Source organism: Phytohabitans houttuyneae (genome assembly GCF_011764425.1).
In the GTDB taxonomy this organism is placed as follows: Bacteria; Actinomycetota; Actinomycetes; order Mycobacteriales; family Micromonosporaceae; genus Phytohabitans; species Phytohabitans houttuyneae.
In genome coordinates, this window is the sequence record NZ_BLPF01000001.1 from 15,162 (window position 1) to 34,961 (window position 19,800).

Here is a 19,800-nt window from a genome sequence, read left to right on the forward strand (position 1 = left end):
GAGGCGCGAGGCAACGGAGCCCGACCACGACGGAGGACGAGCGCCGAGCGACGGAGCGAGGTAGGCCATGAGCGGGAGGCGCGAGGCAACGGAGCCCGACCACGACGGAGGACGAGCGCCGAGCGACGGAGCGAGGTAGGCCATGAGCGGGAGGCGCGAGGCAACGGAGCCCGACCACGACGGAGGACGAGCGCCGAGCGACGGAGCGAGGTAGGCAGAGTGGCAAAACCGACTGTCGTCGACCTGGAGGCCGGGCAGAAGAAGGTCTTCGTCTGGGCGGTCGACTGGCCCGGGTGGTGCCGCTCGGCCCGCACCGAGGAGCAGGCGCTCGCCGCGCTCGCCGACTACCAGCCGCGCTACGCGGTGGTGGCCGACAAGGCCGGCCTGCGGTTCCCGAAGACGGCGGGCGACACGTTCGAGATCCGTGAGCGGCTGACCGGCGACGGCGGCACCGAGTTCGGGATACCCAGCACGATCTCGGCGGGCGACCGCGAGCCGGTGAAGGCGGCCGAGGCCAGCCGCGCCGCCAAGCTGATGACGGCCGCGTGGGAGCTGCTCGCCGAGGTCGCCGCCGAGTCCCCGGCCGAGCTGCGCAAGGGCCCGCGGGGCGGCGGACGCGACCGGGACAAGATGCTCGACCACGTGGTGGGCGCCGAGGTGGCGTACGCGCGGCAGGTGGGCATCAAGCACAAGCAGCCGGCGTTCGACGACGAGGAGGCGGTGGCAGCCGTGCGGGCAGACCTGCTGGCACTGCTGGGCAAGCCGACCCGGGCCGGCGCGGAGACCAAATGGCCCCAGCGGTACGCGGTGCGCCGCGTCGTCTGGCACGTGCTCGACCACGTCTGGGAGATGCAGGACCGCGCCACCCCCGCCTGACCTGGCCGGATCCCCTACCACCGGGCAGCGCGCATCCCTCTTGAGGAGGAGGCGTGACGCGCGTCCTACCGCCCATGACGTAGCGCACAAACCAACCGGTGGTGGACGCCAGGAGGCGTTTTCCGAGAGATCATCGTTTCATGAGTGCGGTAGCGCTGGCCGTGATCTTCGCGATCGCGTCAGCAGCGGCGTACGCAGCGGGGGCAGTGGTGCAGGAGCGACTGGCCGCCGAGGCTGTACGCATTCCCGTCCTGGCGCTACTGCGCCGGGGTCGGTGGTGGTTCGCGGTCGGTCTCAACGGGGCCGGTGGGGCGCTGCACGTCGCCGCGCTCGCTTTCGGCCCGCTCTCCCTGGTGCAGCCGCTGGGAGTGCTCACGCTCGTGCTGGCGCTGCCGATGGGCGCGGCGCTCGCCGGCCGCCGGGTCTCCATGCGGCACTGGCGCGGCGCGGGGTACACGGTGGCCGGACTTGTGGTGCTCCTGCTGCTGGTGAGCCCCGTGACAGGTGCCGAGGCGCTTGGTGGCCGCGATGCCACCACGCTGGCCGTCACCGCGGCGACGATGGTGGCCGTGCTGATGGCGGCCGCCCGCCTCGCCCGCCCGCCGGTGGCCCGCAGCCTGCTCAACGCCGTCGCGGCGGGTGTGGCGTTCGCCGTCGCCTCCGCGCTGACACAGACCGTGGCGCTGCGGACCAGCGAGGACGGCCTGTCGGCCCTGGTCAGTCCGATCGCGCTGGTGCTCGCCGCGATGGCGGTCGGCGGGCTGCTGCTGTCCCAGATGGCGTACCGCGACTCCGGCCTCGGCGCGCCGCTGGCCACCGTCACGCTGGCCAACCCGATCGCTTCCGCGGTCATCGGCATGATCCTGCTCGGGGAGCGGTTCATCGGCGGTACCCCCGGAGCGGTCGCCGCCCTCGCGGCCGCCGCGGTCGCCTCGTGGGGCGTGGTGGTGCTCGCCCAGCCCGAGTCGTACCCCCTCCCTCCCCTCGGCGAGCCTGACCTCGCCGAGGAGCGCGAGCCGGCCCTCGTGTAGCACTTTCCCCCGGCGCCTCGCCGTGCCACCGTAAACGCATGGGCACGGAGGTGGAGCGTCACGAGTTCAGCCGGGAAGACCGTGCCCGGTACCGGCGCAAGGTGCGGCAGTGCCTGGACGTGTTCGCGGAGATGCTGCGCGAGTCCCGGTTCGAGTTCGAGCGGCCGATGACAGGGCTGGAGATCGAGCTCAACCTCGTCGACGAGCAGGCCGAGCCCGCGATGCGCAACGCCGAGGTCCTCGCCGCGATCGCCGACCCCGACTTCCAGACGGAGCTCGGCCAGTTCAACGTCGAGATCAACGTGGCACCCCGCCGGCTGACCGGCGACGGCACCGCCGACTTCGAGCGGCACGTCCGCGACAGTCTCAACGCCGCCGAGGAGAAGGCCCGCACGGTCGGCGCGCACATGGTGATGATCGGCATCCTGCCCACCCTCACGCGCGACCACCTCACGCTGGAGTCGCTGTCCGCCAACCCCCGCTACGCCCTGCTCAACGAGCAGATCTTCGCCGCCCGCGGTGAAGACCTCGACATCCGCATCGACGGCGTCGACCGGCTGGCCGTCACCGCCGACACGGTCGCGCCGGAGGCGGCGTGCACGAGCACGCAGTTCCACCTGCAGGTGAGCCCGGGGCAGTTCGCCGCGTACTGGAACGCCGCGCAGTGCATCGCCGGCGTGCAGGTGGCGCTCGGCGCCAACGCGCCCTTCCTCTTCGGCAAGGAGCTGTGGCGGGAGACCCGCATCCCCCTCTTCGAGCAGGCGACCGACACGAGGTCCGAGGAGATCAAGGCCCAGGGGGTACGCCCGCGGGTGTGGTTCGGCGAGCGCTGGGTGACCTCGGTCTTCGACCTCTTCGAGGAGAACGTCCGCTACTTCCCCGCCCTCCTGCCCGTCTGCGACGACGACGATCCCGCGCGGACCCTGGCGCAGGGCGACACCCCGCAGCTCGGTGAGCTTCGCCTGCACAACGGCACGGTCTACCGCTGGAACCGCCCGGTCTACGACGTGGTCCGCGGCCGCCCCCACCTGCGCGTGGAAAACCGGGTGCTCCCAGCCGGACCCACGGTCGTCGACACGGTGGCCAACGGTGCCTTCTACTTCGGCCTGGTCCGCACGCTGGCCGACTCCGACCGTCCACTGTGGTCACAGATGAGCTTCAGCGCCGCCGAGGAAAACTTCCACGCCTGCGCGCGGCACGGCATCACCGCGCAGGTCTTCTGGCCCGGCCTCGGCTACCTGCCGGTGACGGAGCTGGTGCTGCGGCGGCTGCTGCCCCTCGCCCGCGAGGGCCTGGACGCGTGGGAGGTCGAGCCGGCCGAGCGCGACCGCCTGCTGACCATCATCGAGCAGCGCTGCCTGACCGGCCGCAACGGCGCGACGTGGCAGGCGGACACGCTGCACCTGCTGGAAGACGACCGCAACATGGCGCGGCCCGACGCACTGCGCGCGGTGCTGCAGCGCTACATCCCGCTGATGCACGAAAACACCCCGGTCCACGAATGGCCCGTGGAGTAGAGACCTTTCGCGGTCTGGTAAATGTCCAACCCAAAACAAGATGTGAGCTGCCGCGATGTCCGCCGTGGTCCGGACCGCTGCTCCCGCGGCCTCACCCTCCGCGGTCGCCCCTGGCGCAGCTCGACTTTCGGAGTGGGGATTGCCTCCCGCTGCGCCCCACGTCTCCCCGCAACGGTCCGGACCACGAGCGGTCGCACCTCACCCTGACCGCGAAAACGTCTAGAGACCTTGAGGTCCGTCCACTGTGCAGCGCCATCGCGGGAGGCGTCGACCTTGCCCACGGCGGACCTTCCAAGGGGGTCGCCGCCAGTGGCTCTCGACCTGGGCGCACGGATGCGCCCACGGACCGGTACCGATCGTTGGGTGTGGCTTGGGCAGCCGCCTGTGACTGTGTCGGGCTCCACGGCCAGCGGCTCCCACCGACCTGGACCGGCGCCGCCAGCCGCGCGCGACCTCGGGCTCGGCGCCAGATCGGGTTGAGGTACACAACCCGCGGAGGGCGAGGCCACAGGAGCAGGTCAGGGCATCCGCTCGCCACACAACCCGCCGGCCCGGACAACGGTTCCGGCTGCCAACGCCAGCCCACCCACGGTTGTGGTCCGAGCCCAGGGGCAACGGTCCGGACCGCCGCGGACCTCGCGGTAGCTCACAATCCCTCGGATCAAGGCCCTTAGTGCGGTGACCATTGATCAGGGAGTTCGTGGAGCGAATCGCCGACCGACACGCCCACGAACTCCCTGATCAACAGCCCGAGATCCCGGAGCGGTGCCTGCACCCGGCGACGACGACGGTGGTACAGGCCGGCGCACTAGGAGGTCAGGACGGAGTCGTCCACGGGGTGATGACGGTGGCGCCGGCCGGCGGGAGCGGGGTCAGGCGGAGCTCGCGGCCCGCGGCGAGGTCGTCGGCCGTGCAGATGTAGCGCTCGGTCACCATGAACTCCCACCGCGGATCGCGCGTGCACACCCGCGGGCCCATGCGCTCGCCGTGCACGACGAGGGCGGTGAGCGCCGGCCACGCCTCCTGCTGCACGTCGAGCACCACGGGGCTGCCGGCTGTGTAGCGGTCCAGGATGGCCATCACCGCGGGCATGTCGGGCACGTGCTCGGGCAGCCTGCGCATCGCTGGCGCGCCGCTGCCCACGCCGAGTGCGCCGATCACCACGGCCGCGACCAGCCAGGCGGCCACCGGGCGCCCCGCCCAGACCGCGGCCAGCGCGGGCAGGCGGCGAACGGCGGGAGAGGTCGCGGCGGCGGCCACCGCGATCCAGAGCAGCAGCAGCGGTACCGCGCGGCTGAACTGCCCGACGTAGGTGAAGCGGAGGTCGTCGACGCCGCGTGTCACGTACACGGCGAAGAGGAGCGTGGCCACCGCGGCGGCGCACACGCCCGCGGTGAGGAAGCGGCGCGGCGGCCCGGCGGGCAGGTGGCGGGTGAGGGCCGCGGCGGCGGCGAAGAGTAGCGTGGCGATCACAGCGGCCAGCGGGGTGGGCGAGGCGTAGAAGCTCAGCATGTAGCGCGCGATGTCGGCGGGGCCGACGCCACCGCCACCGCCACCGTTGTAGGCGAAGTAGCGCGCGAACTCGCCCGGCCAGTGCAGCAGCAGGTTGAGCACGATCGGCAGCGCGAACAGCCCGCACACCGCGGCCGCCACGGCCACCGCGGTGCGCACCTCGCGAAATGCCTCGCGGCGGCCGGTGCGCAGTGCGGCCGCGACGGCGGCGCCGGCGATCACCGGGACGAAGAGCAGGAAGCTCACGTGGCCGTGGATCAGCAGGCCCGACGCGAGCGCGAGTACCGGCAGGTGGGCGACGCGGCCGGCGGCCACCGACGCGGCGGCGATGAGCAGGAGCAGGAACGGCGCGACGTAGAGGTCGGGCATCCACGCCGACGCGAGGATCGCGGGTTGCGTGGCGAAGTACAGGATCCCGGCCGCGCCGCACAGGGCGGTCGCGGCCCGCGAGGCGGTCCAGCTGTGGATGACGGCGAGGGCGAGGCCGAGGAGTACCGAGTTGAGCGCGAGCAGCGCCACCCACTGCCCGTTCCACGGGGTGGGCACCACGCCGAGCAGGTCGTGGAGGAGCCACTCGCCGAAGGCCTGCACGTAGAAGAAGGCCGGGCCGGGGTGGTGGAAGCCGAGCCGCGAGTAGTTGCCGACCAGCAGCTCGAAGTGCTTCGCGTCGGCCGTGATGATCGAGTTGGCGGCGAAGTCACCGCGCTCGTACACGACGCGGCCGAACGTGACCGGGTTGCGCCACAGCAGCAGGCCGAAGAGAGCGCCCGCCGCGACCGCGAACACGGCGGGATCGAGGGTGACCCGCCGTGCCGCAACGCCTTGCTGTGTCACGTATCCGCCCCGTTGTCGACCGACCGGAGCGGATCGTACCTTGAGTTACCGCTCGTCGATGGGAACGTACGGCCGCTCCGCGGCCCCCGTGTAGACCTGGCGCGGACGGCCGATCTTGTTGGCCGGGTCGGCCATCATCTCGCGCCACTGCGCGATCCAGCCGGGCAGGCGGCCGAGCGCGAACAGCACCGTGAACATCTTCGGCGGGAAGCCCATCGCCTTGTAGATGAGGCCGGTGTAGAAGTCGACGTTCGGGTACAGCTTGCGGGAGACGAAGTAGTCGTCAGCCAGCGCGATCTCCTCCAGCTGCATCGCGAGGTCGAGCAGCTCGTCCGGCTGGTCCATCCGCTCCAGCACGTCGCGCGCGGCCTGCTTCACGATCGCCGCGCGGGGGTCGTAGTTCTTGTACACCCGGTGACCGAAGCCCATCAGCTTGACGCCGGGCTCCTTGTCCTTGACCCGGCGTACGAACGACTTCACGTCGCCGCCATCCGCCTTGATCTTGTCGAGCATCTCCAGCACGGCCTGGTTGGCGCCGCCGTGCAGCGGGCCGGAGAGGGCGTGCACGCCGGCGGATACCGAGGCGAAGAGGTTGGCCTGCGCCGAGCCGACGAGGCGCACCGTAGAGGTGGAGCAGTTCTGCTCGTGGTCGGCGTGCAGGACGAACAGCATGTCGAGCACCTTGGCGACGACCGGGTCCACCTCGTACGCCGTCGCGGGCACGGCGAACGTCATGCGCAGGAAGTTTTCCACGTACCCGAGGGCGTTGTCCGGGTACATGAAGGGCTGGCCGATCGACTTCTTGTACGCGTACGACGCGATGGTCGGCACCTTCGCCAGCAGCCGGATCGTGGAGATCTCCACCTGGTCGGCGTCGAACGGGTCGAGGCTGTCCTGGTAGAACGTCGACAGCGCGCTCACCGCCGAGGAGAGCACCGGCATCGGGTGGGCGTCGCGGGGGAAGCCGTCGAAGAAGCGCCGCAGGTCCTCGTGCAGCAGCGTGTGCATGCGCACCTTGTCGCTGAACGTCTCCAGCTGCTGCTTCGTCGGCAGCTCGCCGTAGATGAGCAGGTAGGACGTCTCGAGGAAGCTGGCGCGCTCGGCCAGCTCGCCGATCGGGTACCCCCGGTAGCGCAGGATGCCGGCGTCGCCATCGATGTACGTAACCGCGGAGGTCGTGGACGCGGTGTTGACGAAGCCCGGGTCGAATGTGACGTACCCGGTCTCCTTGAGGAGCTTGCCGACGTCAATGCCGGAGGCGCCCTCGACCGCCTCGTGCACCGGCATCGGCAGCTGTCCGCCGTGGTGCTCCAGCTTCACAACCGTCATGGGGTGCCTCGCTTCGCCCGCAGATTCTTCGTGAGTGGCTTTACTCAACCGTAATCCCTCCGGGGTTGATAGGCCTGAGCGCGCCCGCCCGTGAGGAATGCGTCACTAACCCTTGTCTGTTTTGTTCAAGCCACCTACTCCGGCGGCCTCCTAGCGTGGTGGTCATGGCACCTCGTGTAGACGCGATCGGCCTGGTAGTGGCCGACATGACCCGTTCCCTGTCCTTCTACCGCCGCCTCGGTCTTGTCTTTCCCGACGGGGCTGAGTCCGAACCTCACGTCGAGGCCCAGCTGGCCGGTGGCCTGCGCCTGCTTCTTGACACGGTGGAAACGGTCCGCTCGTTCGATCCCGAGTGGCAGCCACCGTCGGCGGGTGGGCCGCGGGCCGCGCTGGCGTTCGCCTGCGACAGCCCGGCCGAGGTCGACAAGGTCTACGCGGACCTGGTGGCCGCCGGCTTCGAAGGGCACAAGGAGCCGTGGGACGCGTTCTGGGGCCAGCGGTACGCAATGGTCCACGACCCCGACGGCAACGGCGTAGACCTCTTCGCCCGCTTGCCTTAGCCGGCTGCCCGCTCGGGGGTTGTTGATCAGGGAGTTGGTGGGCGTGTCTGTCGGCGTGTCCACCCACGAAGTCCCTGATCAACGCCGGCCCCGGGAGGTAGTGACGCGCGGATGTCGGGGGTCGCCGGTAGCCTCGGCGTGTGTACGAGGAGCGGCCTTCCCGGCTGCCCGGCGCCTATGTGTGGCGGCGCACCGCCGTCGGTGAGCCGCGCGCCGGGCGCGTGCTGCCGGACGGCTGCATGGACCTGCTGTGGTGGCGCGGCGACCTGGTGGTGGCCGGCCCCGACACCGCGGCCTACGAGTCCCGCCTCGACACCGGCGAGACGATCGTCGGCCTCCGCTTCGCGCCCGGGACGGCACCGGCCGCGCTCGGCGTGCCGGCCGACGAGCTCCGCGACTCGCGCGTGCGGCTGTCCGCGCTGTGGCCCGGCCGCCTGGCACGCGAGGCCGCCGAGCGCGTGGCCGCCGCACCCGAGCGCGCCCTGGAAGACATCGCCGCCACGCGACTGGCGGCCGCCGGCGGCCCCGCCCGCGAGGTCTCGGCGGTCGTGTCACTGCTGCGCGCCGGCACGCCGGTCGCCACGGTCGCGGACGAGGTCGGGCTCAGCGAGCGGCAGCTGCACCGCCGGTCACTGTCCGCGTTCGGCTACGGGCCGAAGACGCTGGCCCGCATCCTCCGGCTGGAGCGGGCGCTCGCGCTGGCCCGGTCCGGCACGCCGCTGGCCAGGGTGGCGGTGGAGTCCGGCTACGCCGACCAGGCCCACCTGTCCCGGGATGCCCGCGCGCTCGGCGGGGCGCCGATGGGCGAGCTCATCCGCCCTTGACCTGCGCCGTGCCGCACAACCCCGAACCAGATGCGAGCTACCGCGATGTCCGCCGTGGTCGGGACCGTCGCTCCCGCGGCCTCACCCTCCGCGGTCGGCTCGACTTTCGGAGTATGGATAGCTTTCCCTACGACAGCCTCCGGTGTCCTCCCAGCTCACGGTGTCCGCGCCGGCGTGGCCAGCTCCCCGGTGCACCATCCCGGACCCGCAGGACCGACGCACCCCGTCCACGACCCTTCTACGTGCCCCGCAGCGGACCCCTCCGGCCCACGGCCCACACAGCCAGCGCGAAACAACTCACCACCACACCCGCGGCCGACACCGCCCGCCAGCCGCCGGCGGACCACAACACCGTCGCGGCGGCGGAGCCGAGCGCGCCACCGGCGAAATTGCCGGTGATGAACGCGGTGTTCAGCCGGCTCCGGGCCTCGTGCGACACGGCGAAGAGGCGGGTCTGGTTGAGGATTCCCTGCGCCTGGATGGCGGCGTCGAGCACGACCACCACCACGATCACCAGCACCACCGAACGCCCCGCGAACAGCGCCACCACCCACGCACCCAGCGCCAGGCCCCACGCCGCGCCGGTCGCCGGCAGTGACCAGCCGCGGTCGTGCAGGGCGCCGGCGCGCTGTGCGGCGAGCGCGCCGGCGATGCCGGCCAGGCCGAAGAGGCCGATGACGGAGACCGGGTAGCCGAAGGGCGGGCCGCTGAGCAGGAACGTCAGCGCCGTCCAGAACATCGTCAGCGCCGCGAACCCGCTCGCCCCCAGCGCCATCGTCCACCGCACGGTGCGGTCGCGCAGCACCACCGTGCCGACCGACGCGATCAGCCGGTGGTACGGCATCCGCGCCTTGCCCGGCAGCGACGGGATCGCCCGGTACAGCAGGAACGCGAACAGCACGGACAGCGCCGCGGCCAGGGCGAAGACCGCCCGCCACCCCGCGACGTCGGCGATGAGACCGCTGACGGTACGGGACGCGAGGATCCCGGTCAGCAGCCCCGAGACGACCGCGCCCACCACCCGGCCGCGGTCGCCGTCGCCGGCCAGGTCCCCGGCGAGCGGGGTGAGGATCTGGCCGGAGACGGTGGTGACGCCGAGTGCGGTGATCGCCACCAGCAGCACGGCGAATGTGGGCGCGAGCGCGCACAGCACCAGCGCGGCCGCGGCGCACAGCATCATCACCGGCAAGAAGCGGCGGCGGTCGAGCACGTCGCCGAGCGGTACGAGCAACAGGATGCCCGCGGCGTAGCCGACCTGGGTCGCGGTGACCAGCCAGCCGGCGGTCGCGGTGGAGGCGTTCAGGTCGTCCGCGATGAAGTCGAGGAGCGGCTGCGCCCAGTACAGGTTGCCGACCGCCACGCCGGCGGCCACCGCGAACAGGAATGTCAGCCGCCGGGTCACGGTCGTTGATCTTGCCAGGTGGCGGAGCGCTCAGCTACCGAGGTTCGAGCCGCAGCGTGGCAGCGCGGGCCGGCGGCGCGAGCATCGGATCGACGTACTGCGCCCCGTAATGCTGGTACTTCCCGCGGTAGGCGTCGTCGATCCGGGCGTTCACCCCCGGGTCGGTCTCGTCGACGAACCTGACGTCGCGCCCGACGCCCCCCGCCTCGATGTGGCCCTGATGGCGGGCGCGGGTGCCGCGGTACCAGTGCGACCCCGCGCCCTTGAACGACCGGACATACAGGTCGTCACCGTCCCGAACCACCCAGATGGTGGTGGGCTCGCGAAGCGTGCCGTTCCGCCGCAGCGGCGCGATCCGCAGCTCGTCGGCGCCCTCGATCGCGGTCAGCTCGTCGGCCTTCCAGTCGGACATCGCAGTTCCCCCTCACGGGCGCGCAGCGCCCCTTGATGCCTCTTCCAGCGATACCCAGCCAGGACCCGTTCCAGCGGCGGCGTGAGACCGAACACCCCGCCAAGGGCTCCGTCACCAAAGCCCCAAAGCAAGATCCCAATGCAAATCCGGGCTACCGCGATGTCCGCGGTGGTCCGGACCGTTGCTCCCGCGGCCTCACCCTCCGCGGTGGCCAACCCCACCCAGCGCCCCGGCCGCCACTGGCCGCTCCCCCGAGGCGTAATCCTGTTCACCCACGTCGACCGTGGCCCGCTGCGCGAACCATGATCACGCAGAGGGACGGCACGCGGAGAGCGGGCCCGAGAGCTTTTTGAGGTCGAGGTGGGCGAATCCGTCCACAACGGAACGGACCGGTCGCCCTTGCCGACGCCGATCTGGGCGACCGCACGATCTCAACGGCAACCCGGAACTTGAAGCTCGCCCACCGCGGAGGGTGAGGCCGCGGGAACGCACCCCAAGAAACGCTCCGCTGCGCTCCACGTTTCCCCCGGGGCCCCGCGCGACGGTCCGGACCACTGAAACGGTCTCTAGAGACCTTTCGCGGTCAGGGTGAGCCTTCGCAGAGTCCGACCCGAGTTAGCTGTGAGCTGCCGCTATGCCGCGGGTGCCGCCTCACCCTCCGCGGTCGCCCAGCTCAACCCAGGAGCCCGCTCCGGCAGATCTTGGCAAGTTAGCGTCGAAATAACGCGCCAACTCACCAAGATCTCGACTGCGGCGCCGCATCCGTCCGACGGATGGTCACAGACGGTAGTAAAGCCCTCCAAGACGGCGCCGCATCGTGGGCGGGCTCGGCGCCGCCGTCCGGCTGTCCATGGAGCAGGCCCTTGGGTTGAGCCTGGCGACCGCGCAGGGTGAGGCCGCGGGAGCAACGGTCCGGACCACCGCGGACATCGCGGCAGCTCACATCTCCTTCGGTTTGAACTTTCCAGAAGGGCTTCACCCTGACCGCGAAAGGTCTCTAGCGCTTGCGGGCGACCTTGCCGTCGACGCGCAGGGCGAGAGTCGGGCAGGCGGCGACCGCGCGCCTCGCGTGGGAGACAAGGCCTGACGGCAGGGGGTCGGTCTCGATGATCGGGTAGCCCCACTCGTCCAGGGAGACGCGTTCGGGGAGGAGCTCGAAGCAGGAGGCGTGGCCCACGCACTTGATCATGTCTACCTGCAGGCGCAGGCCCTCCGGGTTGGGGGCGCTCACTTCCAGCTCCGGTCGCGGTGGCGGCGGTCGGGCAGCGGGAGGATGGGGTCGCGGCTCACGCCGGTGCAGGTCCAGCCGTCCATGTGGGTCATCAGGTCGTCGGCGAAGGTGGTCAGCGCGCTCGTCGCGAGCTTGGTGGCGGCGTCCGGGTGCCGGCAGGCGCCGCGGCCGGTGACCTGCGCGATGCGGCGGCTCAGCCGCTGGCGCGTGGCGGGGTCGCAGCGGCCGTACGCCACGGCGGCCAGGTCGGTGGCGATCGCCGGAAGGCCGAACATGCACGGGCCGCACTGCTGCGCGGACTCCTCGGCCAGGTAGCGCACCACGCGCGCGGTCTCGGCCAGGCCGCACGACTCGGCGGGCAGGGCGATGATGCCGCCGCCGCCGAGGCTGGTGCCCTGCGGTCCGGTGCGGTCGTGGGTGAGCGGGAGGCCCCAGCCGTCGGGCATGGGGACCCAGGTGCCGAAGTAGCCGCCCACCAGCACCGCGCCGATCGGCTCTACCGCGCCGCCCGCAGCGTCGAGCACCTCGCCGAGGCGCATGCCGGGCGCGATCTCGTACACGTTCGGGCGGGCCACCGCGCCGCCGACGGTGACCAGAGTGGACCCGGGGTCGCTGCGGGTGCCGACCTCGCGGAACCAGCCCGGACCGTACGCGGCGATCAGCGCCACGTGCGCGAGCGTCTCCACGTTGTCAACGAGCGTGGGGCGGCCGGCCACGCCCTTCTCGTACGGCCGAGGGGGCGCCGCCATCGGCCGGCCGTCGCCGTCGTTGATGAGGTGGACGAGGGCGGACTCCTCGCTGGACACGTACCGCCGGGGGACGCGCACCAGCTTCCACTTCACCGGGTCGTCGCGCTGGGCGAGCTCGCGCTCCAGGCGGTCGGCGATGCTCGTGCCGCGCTCCACGCAGAGGTACACGCGGTCGGCGCCCACGGCGTGCGCGGCCAGCACCGCGCCGTCCATCACGAGGTGCGGCGCGCACGCCATCAGCATCTTGTCCTTGCGGCTGGCGGGCTCCGACTCGCAGCCGTTGGCGATCACGACGGGGCGCTTGGCGCCGGCCGCGACGCTGGTCATCTTCCGCCCGGTCGGGAAGCCGGCGCCGCCACGCCCGCGCAGCCCGGCGTCGGTGATCGCGCGGATCAGCGTGCGGCGGCCGTCTTCGCCGGCGAAGCGGCGCAGCGGGATCTGCCCGTACGTCGCGCGGTGCTCGCCCAGCCGCCGGCCGCCGGCCAGGAGCCGGGGCAGGGTGCCGGGGGCGCCCTGCCGGGTGCCGCGTTCCAACATGATCGTCATGAGAGCCTCGCCAGGATCTTCTTGCGGGCCGCGGCGATCCGCCAGCCCACGCCGGCCAGGACGGCCAGCGCGCAGACCACCGACAGGCCGAGTGGCCAGCCGGACAAGGCGTCGGTGCCGATCCCCAGTCCATGCACCAACGCAAGCGGCCAGCAGAGGTACGCCGACCAGTGCAGCACCCGCCACATCCGCGGGTTGATCCGTGGCCGCAGCATGCTCGTCACCAGCAGCGCCAGGAAGATGTCGAACGAGACGGTGCCGATCCCCATCCACACCGGGTGGTACGCGGAGATGAACGGCACGAAGAGGTCCGTCCAGGTGATCGGCACGTACGAGTCGACGGCGACGCTCACCACGTGCACGCCGAGCAGGCCGAGCGCGATGAGCGAGATGTTGCGGTGCAGGCCGGCGAGCGTGAAGCGCGGCCAGCTCGGCGTGCCCACCCGCATCGGGCCGAGGATGCCGAGCAGCACCGTGGCGGTGAGCAGCAGCGTCGCCACGAAGCCGCTCGCCCGCGCCGCGTGCCAGAGCGACACGTCAGGCATGAGATCTCCACCCCCGACGGTCACGACCCGTCCGTCGTGACCCACCAGCCGGGCCGGAAGGCCGAGCCCGTCGAGCCAGGCGTCCGCGCCCTCGCCGCGGACGACCGCCGCGGTGGCCGCGGCGTTCGCGTCCACGCAGGTCCGGGCGGCGACCGAGACGGTGCGCCACACGGGTGCCGGCAGGTCGCCGGTGCGCGGGTCGACGATGTGGTGCACCGCGCGGCCACCCCGCCGCCACGCCCGCTGGGTGGTGCTGGAGGTGGCGAGCGCGCCGGAGCGGATCGTCACCACGGGGTCGCCGGGCGCCGCCGCGCGGTGGTCGTCGCCGACGCCGACGAGCCAGCCACCCTCGGGTGCCGGGCCGGCGGTGGCGAGGTCGCCGCCGAGCGAGACGAGCACACCGCAGCCGAGCGCGGCGATGCGGGCGGCGGCGCGGTCCGCCGCGTACGCCTTGCCGGTGGAGCCGAGGTCGAGCCGGACGCCGCGGGGCACGACCACCTGGCCCGTGGCCGCGTCCAGCCGCACCCGCCACCAGCCGGGCGCGGGGCGCGGGGCGGGCGGGTCGCCGTCGGCGGGGCCGAGCGCGAAGTCCCGGTCGTAGCCGAGATCGATCATGGCCTGGCCGACCGTGAGGTCGACCAGGCCGTCGGTGGCCGAGGCCGCGCGTAGAGCCGCGTGGAGCGCGGCGGCGAGCAGTGGGCTGACCGGTGCGACCCGCCCCTCGTACGCGCCGAGCCGCACGATCTCCGAGTCGTCCCGAAACCGGCTGTACGCCGCGTCGACCTCGGCGAGGCTCGCGCGGAGCAGCCGCTCCCCCTCGGCGAGCGCGGCCGCGTCGGTGACGAGCAGGACGGCCGTGGTGCCGAGCGCGGGAAAGGCGGCGCGAGGTGGCGCCGCCCGTACCGAAGTCATGATCCGCCGGACTGGGTGTCCGGCGGCGGTGCCGCCTCCTCCTGGGGTGGCTCCTCCACCGGGGCTTCCTCGGGCGCTTTGAGCTCGGGCTCGTCCTCGGTCTTCGTCGCGGCCGGCTTCTTCGTCGCGGGTTTCTTCGTCGCGGCCGGCTTCTTGGTCGCCGGCGTCTTCTTGACCGGCGCGGCGGGCTGCTCAGCGGCGGGGGCCGGCGCCGGCTGGGCGAAGATCCAACCGAACAGCAGTGCGAGCGCGGTGGCCCCGCCCGCCGCCGCTTGGGTCACCAGGCGCTGCCGTCGCATGCCCTGGTCACGCCGATCGACATGCCTGGGCTGGTGGCGGTCCGTCGGCTCCCTCACGCACGGCTCCCTCACACAGGTGACGAGTAACCAGTGGTACGGACGGTTCCCGCGCAAGGTTCATTCGCACCGTGCGGTACGGTGCCTCCGGTGGAACGGGCAGTGACGGACGTACCGCCGAAAAGTGTCGATCCGACCCGGCCGCTCCGGCGGCGGCCGTGGCTGCTCGCCGCGGTGGCGGCGCCGCTGCTCTTCGCGGCCTACCTGCTGATCTCCCGCCAGCTCGGTGTCAACTCCGACGGCGCGAGCAACGCCCTCCAGGCGCGCGAGATGCTCGACGGCAACGTGCTGCTCAGCGGCTGGACCGTCACCGACGTGTCGTTCTACACGAACGAGCTGCTGCTCTTCATGCTTGTCGAGCTCGTGTACGGCTTCCACGGCGACACCACCCACGCCACCGCCGCGCTCGTCTTCACGCTTGTCGTGCTGCTGGTCGCCGCGGCGGCGAAGGGCCGGGCCACCGGGCGGGAGGCGGCGGCGCGGATCGGGGTGGCGGTCGCGATCGTCGCGGTGCCGGCGCTCGGCCACGCCGCGATCACGCTGCTCACCTCGCCCGACCACACCGGCACCGCGATCCCGCTGCTGGCCACCTGGCTGGTGCTGGAGCGCGCGCGGCCCGGCCGGGGGCTGCCGGTCGTGATCGCGGTCATGCTCGCCTGGGCGCAGATCGCCGACCCGCTGGTCATGTACATCGGCGTGCTCCCGCTCATGCTGGTCAGCGGGTGGCGGGCCTGGCGCGGGCGCTCGTGGCGCGGCCCCGACGCCCGCCTCGTGCTCGCCGGTGCCGGCTCCGTCGTGCTGGCGCAGGTGACGCTGGTCCTGCTCCGGGCGGCCGGCGGCTTCGGTGCGCACGCGGCCGAGGCGAAGCTGGCCGAGCTGTCCAGCCTGGGCCGGCACGCCTGGCTGGGGGTGCGGGTGGTCGCGGTCAACTACGGCGCGTACCCGCCGGACCGGCACGGCCCGCTCGACACGTTCATGTCCGCGTTCCACCTCGTGGGACTGCTCGCCGCGGCCACCGCGCTCGTCGTGGTCGTGGCCCGGGCGCTGCGCCGGCCGGCCGGCGAGCCCGGTGACCGGCTGGCCGAGCTGGCCGCGGTCGGCGTCCTGGTCAACCTCGGCGCGTTCGTGGTCTCCGCCCTGCCGACCGACCTGCTCTCCGCCCGCCAGGTGGTGGCCGTCCTCCCGCTCGGCGCCGTGCTGGCCGGCCGCGTCTGGGGTCCCCGCCTCGCCACACTCCCCCGCGCCGCGCCGGTCGCGGCGGCCGTGGCGGTGCTGCTCGCGGCCGAGCTGGCCGGTCACGCGGCCGCGCGGGGCGCGCCGGGGCACGCCGAGGACGTCGCGGAGTGGCTGGACGGGCGCGGCCTGCGCTACGGGCTCGGCGAGTACTGGAACGCCAACAACATCACGCTGCTCACCAGCGGCCGCGTGGCGGTGCGGCCGGTGGTGGCCGGCGACCGGGTGGCCGCCTACCGGTGGGAGTCCAAAGTGGACTGGTACGACGCGGCCACGCACGACGCCACGTTCCTGGTGCTGGACACGCGAGTGCCGGGCGCGCGGGCCGAGGCGGTGGCGACGGCCCAGTTCGGCGCGCCGGCCGAGCGGCACGAGTTCGACGGCGCGGTGGTCCTGGTGTACCGCAAGGACCTGCTTGCCGGGCTCCCCGCGTACTGCGTGCCCGAGACCGTCCCCGACATCCGCGACTGCCCGTCACACGGGGTGGCCCTCTTCTGACGCGGCTTACTCCAGGTGCGCGATGTCGTTGTAGCGCATGAGGATCCACGGCCCGTTCGGCTCGGTGTACTCCCACTCGGTGATCGACGTGTACGCCGGGTTGATGTAGGCGCCGGTCCCCGGCCGGGGCACGTCGAAGCGGGTCAGGAACGCCCACGAGATGAACCCGCCGTGCGAGACCGCCACCACCCGCCGCCCCGGAAAGCGCCGGGGCAGCGCGTCGGTGGTGCGGCGGACCCGCGTGACGAAGTCGTTCCAGCACTCGCCGCCGGGTGCGACCACCCGGTTGGGCTCGGCCTGCACGTCGAACGAGCCGTACCGGGCGGCGAACTCCGCGATCGGCAGCCCGTCGCCGTCGCCGGGGTGCAGTTCGCAGAGGTCGCAGTCGACGAGGACGTCCGGCGCCAGCACGGACGGCGCGAGGATCCGCGCGGTCTCCTGTGCCCGCGGCGTGCCGCTGGAGAGCAGCACGTCCGCCGTGAACTCCTCGTCCGCGAACCGCCGCCGCAACGCCCGCGCCTGCTCCCGACCACGCTGCGTGAGCCCGGGGCAACCGCGCGGCCCGGCGACGAGCGCGCGGCGCCCGTGCTCCGATTCACCATGACGGATGAGTACCAACCGCATGGCGCTCAAGCCTAGGACCCCATGGATGTGGGGGTGGCTACAGGGCGTGGCCAGCGGTGCTGTCGACGTGGGCCGGGATCTCCCCCTCGTGGTGGTCGCCGGTGGTGAGCGTGCCCGAGGGTTCGAACATCAGGATCGAGCCGCCGGGCGACGAGGGCTTGTGCGCGACGCCGCGCGGCACCACGTACGTGTCGCCCTTGTTCAGCACCACCGTGGACTCGGTGCCGTCGGCCGCGCGCACCGCGACGTCGAAGCGCCCCTCCAGCACCAGGAAGAACTCGTCCGTGTCCTCGTGCGTGTGCCAGACGTGCTCGCCGCGCACGTGGGCGACGCGCACGTCGTAGTCGTTCATGCGGGCGACGATCCGCGGGCTGTACACCTCGTCGAAGGAGGCCAGCGCCGCGCTGAGGTTGACCGGTTGCGTCATGTCCCGATCATCCCGCGCGCGTCTTGAACGCGCGTGCGCCCCCGCTCACGCGAACAGCCACTCCAGCGCGACGAGCGACTTGGCCACGTACCGTTCGCGGCTTGTCTCGAGGCCGTAGGCCAGGTCTTCGAAGACGTTGCACCGCGCGTAGAAGACGGCCCGCGCGCGCAGGGCCTCGGACCCACCGCCGTACGCGGCGAGCGCCGCGTCCAGCGCGGCCGGGCCGAGGTCGCGGTACACCAGCCCGAAGTCGAACGCCGGGTCGACGATCGCCGCGTCGGACCAGTCGATGACGCCGGTGACCGCGCCGGTGAGCGGGTCCACGAGGACGTGCTCGATGCCCAGGTCGTTGTGGGAGAAGGCGAGCGTCTCCGGGTCTTCGGGCGGCGAGGTCTCCAGGAACGTCTCGACCCGCCGCCGGTACGCCGACGGCACGTTTGCGGACACCGACGCGTACGTCTCCCGCGCCTCGCGCCGCCACTCGTCCATCGGCAGGTCGTCGGTGGCGACGAGCTTGCCCATCCGCTCGACCGGTGCGGCGTGCAGGGCGGCCAGGAAACCGCCCAGGGCCGCGGCCACCGCGAGCCCGTCGACGCCGGCGGCGTCCAGGAGGGGCACGCCGCGCAGCTTCGGGTACGCCAGGCAGCCCGAGTCCGTGAAGCACGGCACCGGAACGGGCAGCGGCGAGAAGTTGCCGACGGCGGTGAGCAACCGCGCCTCGCGGTCGGCGCCGGCGCCGCTGCCGAAGCGGACGATGAGGTCGCCGTTCACCTCGTAGGCCACGTTGTCGAGGCCGGCGCCGAGCCGGGTCACCGACTCCACGCGGTACTCGGGGAGGTGCGCGGCCACCAGCGCACGCACGCGCTCCTCCGAGTCGACCATGGGACAATCCTATGAGTGTGGGTTGAGCTTGGTGACCGAGTCTTCGTGAGCCCAGGTGAGGGGCCTACCCCAACGCGGGCCTGATCGTGGGCGAATCCGCCTGCCTCGTCGTGGACACGCGCATGACCCACCCGCAGGGACGGGAGATCGCCGAGGCGGTGCGGCGGGTGACCGCGCTGCCGTGGGTGGTGGTCAACACGCACGGTCACTTCGACCACTGTTTCGGCAACCACGCGTTCCTGCCGGCGCCGATCTGGGGCCACGAGCGCTGCGCCGAGATGCTGCGCCGGGACGGGCCGGTCAAGCGGGCGCACTTCGCGGGTCGCGCCGAGCCGCCCCTCTCCGCCGACCTCGCCGCCGTGGAGATCGTGCCGCCGGACCGCACATTTGGCGGCGAGGCGGCGGTCGACCTCGGCGGCCGCACCGTCCACCTGCGACACCTGGGGCGCGGCCACACCGACAACGACGTGGTGGTGGACGTGCCCGACGCGGCGGTGCTGTTCGCCGGCGACCTTGTCGAGGAGGGCTACCCGCCGGTGTTCGGCGACGCGTTTCCGCTGGACTGGCCGGCCACGATGGACGCCGTCGCCGCGCTGGCCACCGGCGCGGTGGTGCCCGGGCACGGCGCGGTGGTCGACGGGGCGTTCGTCCGGGAGCAGGGCGCCACGCTCGCGCGGGCGGCCGAGGTGGCGCGCGAGGCGTACGCGGCGGGCCGCCCGGTCGACGACGCGTGGCCGGACATGCCGCTGCCCGAGGACTTCGCGCGGCAGGCGCTGGACCGCGCGTACCGGCAGCTGCGCGGCGACCCGCCCTACGACCCGCCGGAGGTGCTCGCCGCCCGGCTGGGCGTGCCCTACGGCTCGACCAGCAGCCGCCCGTAGTTGGCCATCGAGCGCTGGTAGCGCGGCAGGTGCGGAGCGATCGCGATCAGCAGCAGCGACACCGCCTCCCGCTCGCGGCCCAGGTCGGTGAGGGCGAGCGCGAGCACGCACCTGACGGCGTCGTCGAGGTGGTCGGAGGTGCGGTCCCGCTCCTGCTCCAGCAGCGCGACGCTCTCCTGTGGACTGCCGAGGTTGCGCAGCGAGCTGGCCAGCTGGATGGTCGCCCGCCGCCGCCGCTCACCGGTGAGCCCGGTGGCGAGCGCCGCGCGGTAGAGCGGCACCGCCCGCTCCGGGACGCCCGTGGAGTCGAACGCGCACGCCCGCTCGAAGTCAGCCTCCGCGCTCCCCGCCGGCAGCTCGCTGGCAAGCGACTCGATGAGCGCCCGGAACTCCTCCGGCTCGAACTCGTCGATCCGCTGCCACGCCTCGGCGACCCGCTCTTCCCACATCACCCGATCACCATATGGCGTTGACCTGCGCCGCAAGGTCACCGGGCAGCGGTATCCGCGGATCTCACAGAATTTTGCCCCGGTCCGCGCCAGCCGCTGACCGTATGCGCGGGCCCCGGGGGAAACGTGGAGCGCAGCGGAGCGTTTTCTTTGGGTGCTTTCCCGCGGGC

General features: G+C 72.6%; 19 protein-coding genes. 7 read left to right on the top strand and 12 right to left on the bottom strand.

Going from position 1 to position 19,800, the window contains the following annotated elements:
* The first annotated feature begins 219 nt into the window (after positions 1–219).
* The 3 genes from Phou_RS00070 to Phou_RS00080 all read left to right on the top strand — a co-directional run bounded on the left by Phou_RS00070 (position 220) and on the right by Phou_RS00080 (position 3,424).
* A complete protein-coding gene (locus Phou_RS00070; protein ID WP_173052392.1) occupies positions 220–876 on the top strand; it encodes a hypothetical protein in 657 nt (218 codons plus the stop codon).
* A gap of 140 nt (positions 877–1,016) precedes the next feature.
* Entirely contained in the window at positions 1,017–1,907 is an 891-nt protein-coding gene (locus Phou_RS00075) for a DMT family transporter (protein WP_173052394.1), read from the top strand.
* 38 nt (positions 1,908–1,945) lie between these two features.
* On the top strand, positions 1,946–3,424 hold the full coding sequence (locus Phou_RS00080) for a glutamate-cysteine ligase family protein (RefSeq protein ID WP_173052396.1): 1,479 nt from the start codon (positions 1,946–1,948) through the stop codon (positions 3,422–3,424).
* A gap of 816 nt (positions 3,425–4,240) precedes the next feature.
* Here Phou_RS00080 and Phou_RS00085 read toward each other — a convergent pair.
* Both Phou_RS00085 and Phou_RS00090 read right to left on the bottom strand, forming a co-directional pair.
* The gene (locus Phou_RS00085) at positions 4,241–5,770 is read right to left on the bottom strand and encodes a hypothetical protein (RefSeq protein ID WP_173052398.1); all 1,530 of its coding nucleotides are present in this window, start codon (positions 5,768–5,770) and stop codon (positions 4,241–4,243) included.
* Positions 5,771–5,815: 45 nt separating this feature from the next.
* Positions 5,816–7,099: a citrate synthase gene (locus tag Phou_RS00090; protein WP_173052408.1), complete on the bottom strand. Its 1,284-nt coding sequence runs from the start codon at positions 7,097–7,099 to the stop codon at positions 5,816–5,818.
* Positions 7,100–7,263: 164 nt separating this feature from the next.
* Between Phou_RS00090 and Phou_RS00095 the strand changes: the two genes are divergently transcribed.
* Both Phou_RS00095 and Phou_RS00100 read left to right on the top strand, forming a co-directional pair.
* A complete protein-coding gene (locus Phou_RS00095; RefSeq protein WP_173052410.1) occupies positions 7,264–7,659 on the top strand; it encodes a VOC family protein in 396 nt (131 codons plus the stop codon).
* A gap of 140 nt (positions 7,660–7,799) precedes the next feature.
* Positions 7,800–8,483: a helix-turn-helix transcriptional regulator gene (locus Phou_RS00100; RefSeq protein ID WP_173052412.1), complete on the top strand. Its 684-nt coding sequence runs from the start codon at positions 7,800–7,802 to the stop codon at positions 8,481–8,483.
* A 238-nt stretch (positions 8,484–8,721) separates the two neighbouring features.
* Here the strand turns inward: Phou_RS00100 and Phou_RS00105 are convergent, their stop codons facing one another.
* From Phou_RS00105 to Phou_RS00135, 6 genes are all read right to left on the bottom strand, one after another.
* Entirely contained in the window at positions 8,722–9,885 is a 1,164-nt protein-coding gene (locus tag Phou_RS00105) for an MFS transporter (protein WP_246273087.1), read from the bottom strand.
* A 34-nt stretch (positions 9,886–9,919) separates the two neighbouring features.
* The gene (locus Phou_RS00110) at positions 9,920–10,297 is read right to left on the bottom strand and encodes a DUF2255 family protein (RefSeq protein WP_173052414.1); all 378 of its coding nucleotides are present in this window, start codon (positions 10,295–10,297) and stop codon (positions 9,920–9,922) included.
* A 997-nt stretch (positions 10,298–11,294) separates the two neighbouring features.
* The gene (locus Phou_RS00115; protein WP_218578545.1) at positions 11,295–11,528 is read right to left on the bottom strand and encodes a ferredoxin; all 234 of its coding nucleotides are present in this window, start codon (positions 11,526–11,528) and stop codon (positions 11,295–11,297) included.
* The gene (locus Phou_RS00120) at positions 11,525–12,823 is read right to left on the bottom strand and encodes an NADH-ubiquinone oxidoreductase-F iron-sulfur binding region domain-containing protein (RefSeq protein ID WP_173052416.1); all 1,299 of its coding nucleotides are present in this window, start codon (positions 12,821–12,823) and stop codon (positions 11,525–11,527) included. The genes Phou_RS00115 and Phou_RS00120 overlap by 4 nt, the downstream gene beginning before the upstream one ends.
* Positions 12,820–14,280, bottom strand: a complete 1,461-nt coding sequence (locus Phou_RS50810) for an FAD:protein FMN transferase (RefSeq protein WP_218578546.1) — start codon at positions 14,278–14,280, stop codon at positions 12,820–12,822. The genes Phou_RS00120 and Phou_RS50810 overlap by 4 nt, the downstream gene beginning before the upstream one ends.
* Positions 14,277–14,636: a hypothetical protein gene (locus Phou_RS00135; RefSeq protein WP_173052418.1), complete on the bottom strand. Its 360-nt coding sequence runs from the start codon at positions 14,634–14,636 to the stop codon at positions 14,277–14,279. The genes Phou_RS50810 and Phou_RS00135 overlap by 4 nt, the downstream gene beginning before the upstream one ends.
* Before the next feature lie 90 nt (positions 14,637–14,726).
* Between Phou_RS00135 and Phou_RS00140 the strand changes: the two genes are divergently transcribed.
* A complete protein-coding gene (locus Phou_RS00140; protein WP_173052420.1) occupies positions 14,727–16,367 on the top strand; it encodes a hypothetical protein in 1,641 nt (546 codons plus the stop codon).
* A 6-nt stretch (positions 16,368–16,373) separates the two neighbouring features.
* Here the strand turns inward: Phou_RS00140 and Phou_RS00145 are convergent, their stop codons facing one another.
* Genes Phou_RS00145 through Phou_RS00155 form a run of 3 tightly spaced genes read right to left on the bottom strand, consistent with a single transcriptional unit; the run spans position 16,374 to position 18,300 of the window.
* Positions 16,374–16,991, bottom strand: coding sequence for a histidine phosphatase family protein (locus tag Phou_RS00145; protein ID WP_173052422.1), 618 nt, complete (start codon positions 16,989–16,991; stop codon positions 16,374–16,376).
* 37 nt (positions 16,992–17,028) lie between these two features.
* Entirely contained in the window at positions 17,029–17,418 is a 390-nt protein-coding gene (locus tag Phou_RS00150) for a cupin domain-containing protein (RefSeq protein ID WP_173052424.1), read from the bottom strand.
* 45 nt (positions 17,419–17,463) lie between these two features.
* A complete protein-coding gene (locus Phou_RS00155; protein ID WP_173052426.1) occupies positions 17,464–18,300 on the bottom strand; it encodes a phosphotransferase family protein in 837 nt (278 codons plus the stop codon).
* An 80-nt stretch (positions 18,301–18,380) separates the two neighbouring features.
* Between Phou_RS00155 and Phou_RS00160 the strand changes: the two genes are divergently transcribed.
* Complete coding sequence (locus Phou_RS00160; RefSeq protein ID WP_308784472.1) at positions 18,381–19,181, top strand: MBL fold metallo-hydrolase; 801 nt, start codon at positions 18,381–18,383, stop codon at positions 19,179–19,181.
* Here Phou_RS00160 and Phou_RS00165 read toward each other — a convergent pair.
* Positions 19,154–19,630: a tetratricopeptide repeat protein gene (locus tag Phou_RS00165; RefSeq protein WP_173058017.1), complete on the bottom strand. Its 477-nt coding sequence runs from the start codon at positions 19,628–19,630 to the stop codon at positions 19,154–19,156. The genes Phou_RS00160 and Phou_RS00165 overlap by 28 nt on opposite strands.
* Between the last annotated feature and the right edge of the window lie 170 nt (positions 19,631–19,800).

Excerpts from the sequence above, each read along its gene's own strand:
- Phou_RS50810 (WP_218578546.1), bottom strand. The coding sequence starts at position 14,280 with ATGACTTCGGTACGGGCGGCGCCACCTCGCGCCGCCTTTCCCGCGCTC.
- Phou_RS00080 (WP_173052396.1), top strand. The coding sequence starts at position 1,946 with ATGGGCACGGAGGTGGAGCGTCACGAGTTCAGCCGGGAAGACCGTGCC.
- Phou_RS00090 (WP_173052408.1), bottom strand. The coding sequence starts at position 7,099 with ATGACGGTTGTGAAGCTGGAGCACCACGGCGGACAGCTGCCGATGCCG.
- Phou_RS00155 (WP_173052426.1), bottom strand. The coding sequence starts at position 18,300 with ATGGTCGACTCGGAGGAGCGCGTGCGTGCGCTGGTGGCCGCGCACCTC.
- Phou_RS00145 (WP_173052422.1), bottom strand. The coding sequence starts at position 16,991 with ATGCGGTTGGTACTCATCCGTCATGGTGAATCGGAGCACGGGCGCCGC.
- Phou_RS00165 (WP_173058017.1), bottom strand. The coding sequence starts at position 19,630 with ATGTGGGAAGAGCGGGTCGCCGAGGCGTGGCAGCGGATCGACGAGTTC.
- Phou_RS00075 (WP_173052394.1), top strand. The coding sequence starts at position 1,017 with ATGAGTGCGGTAGCGCTGGCCGTGATCTTCGCGATCGCGTCAGCAGCG.
- Phou_RS00120 (WP_173052416.1), bottom strand. The coding sequence starts at position 12,823 with ATGACGATCATGTTGGAACGCGGCACCCGGCAGGGCGCCCCCGGCACC.
- Phou_RS00110 (WP_173052414.1), bottom strand. The coding sequence starts at position 10,297 with ATGTCCGACTGGAAGGCCGACGAGCTGACCGCGATCGAGGGCGCCGAC.
- Phou_RS00095 (WP_173052410.1), top strand. The coding sequence starts at position 7,264 with ATGGCACCTCGTGTAGACGCGATCGGCCTGGTAGTGGCCGACATGACC.
- Phou_RS00150 (WP_173052424.1), bottom strand. The coding sequence starts at position 17,418 with ATGACGCAACCGGTCAACCTCAGCGCGGCGCTGGCCTCCTTCGACGAG.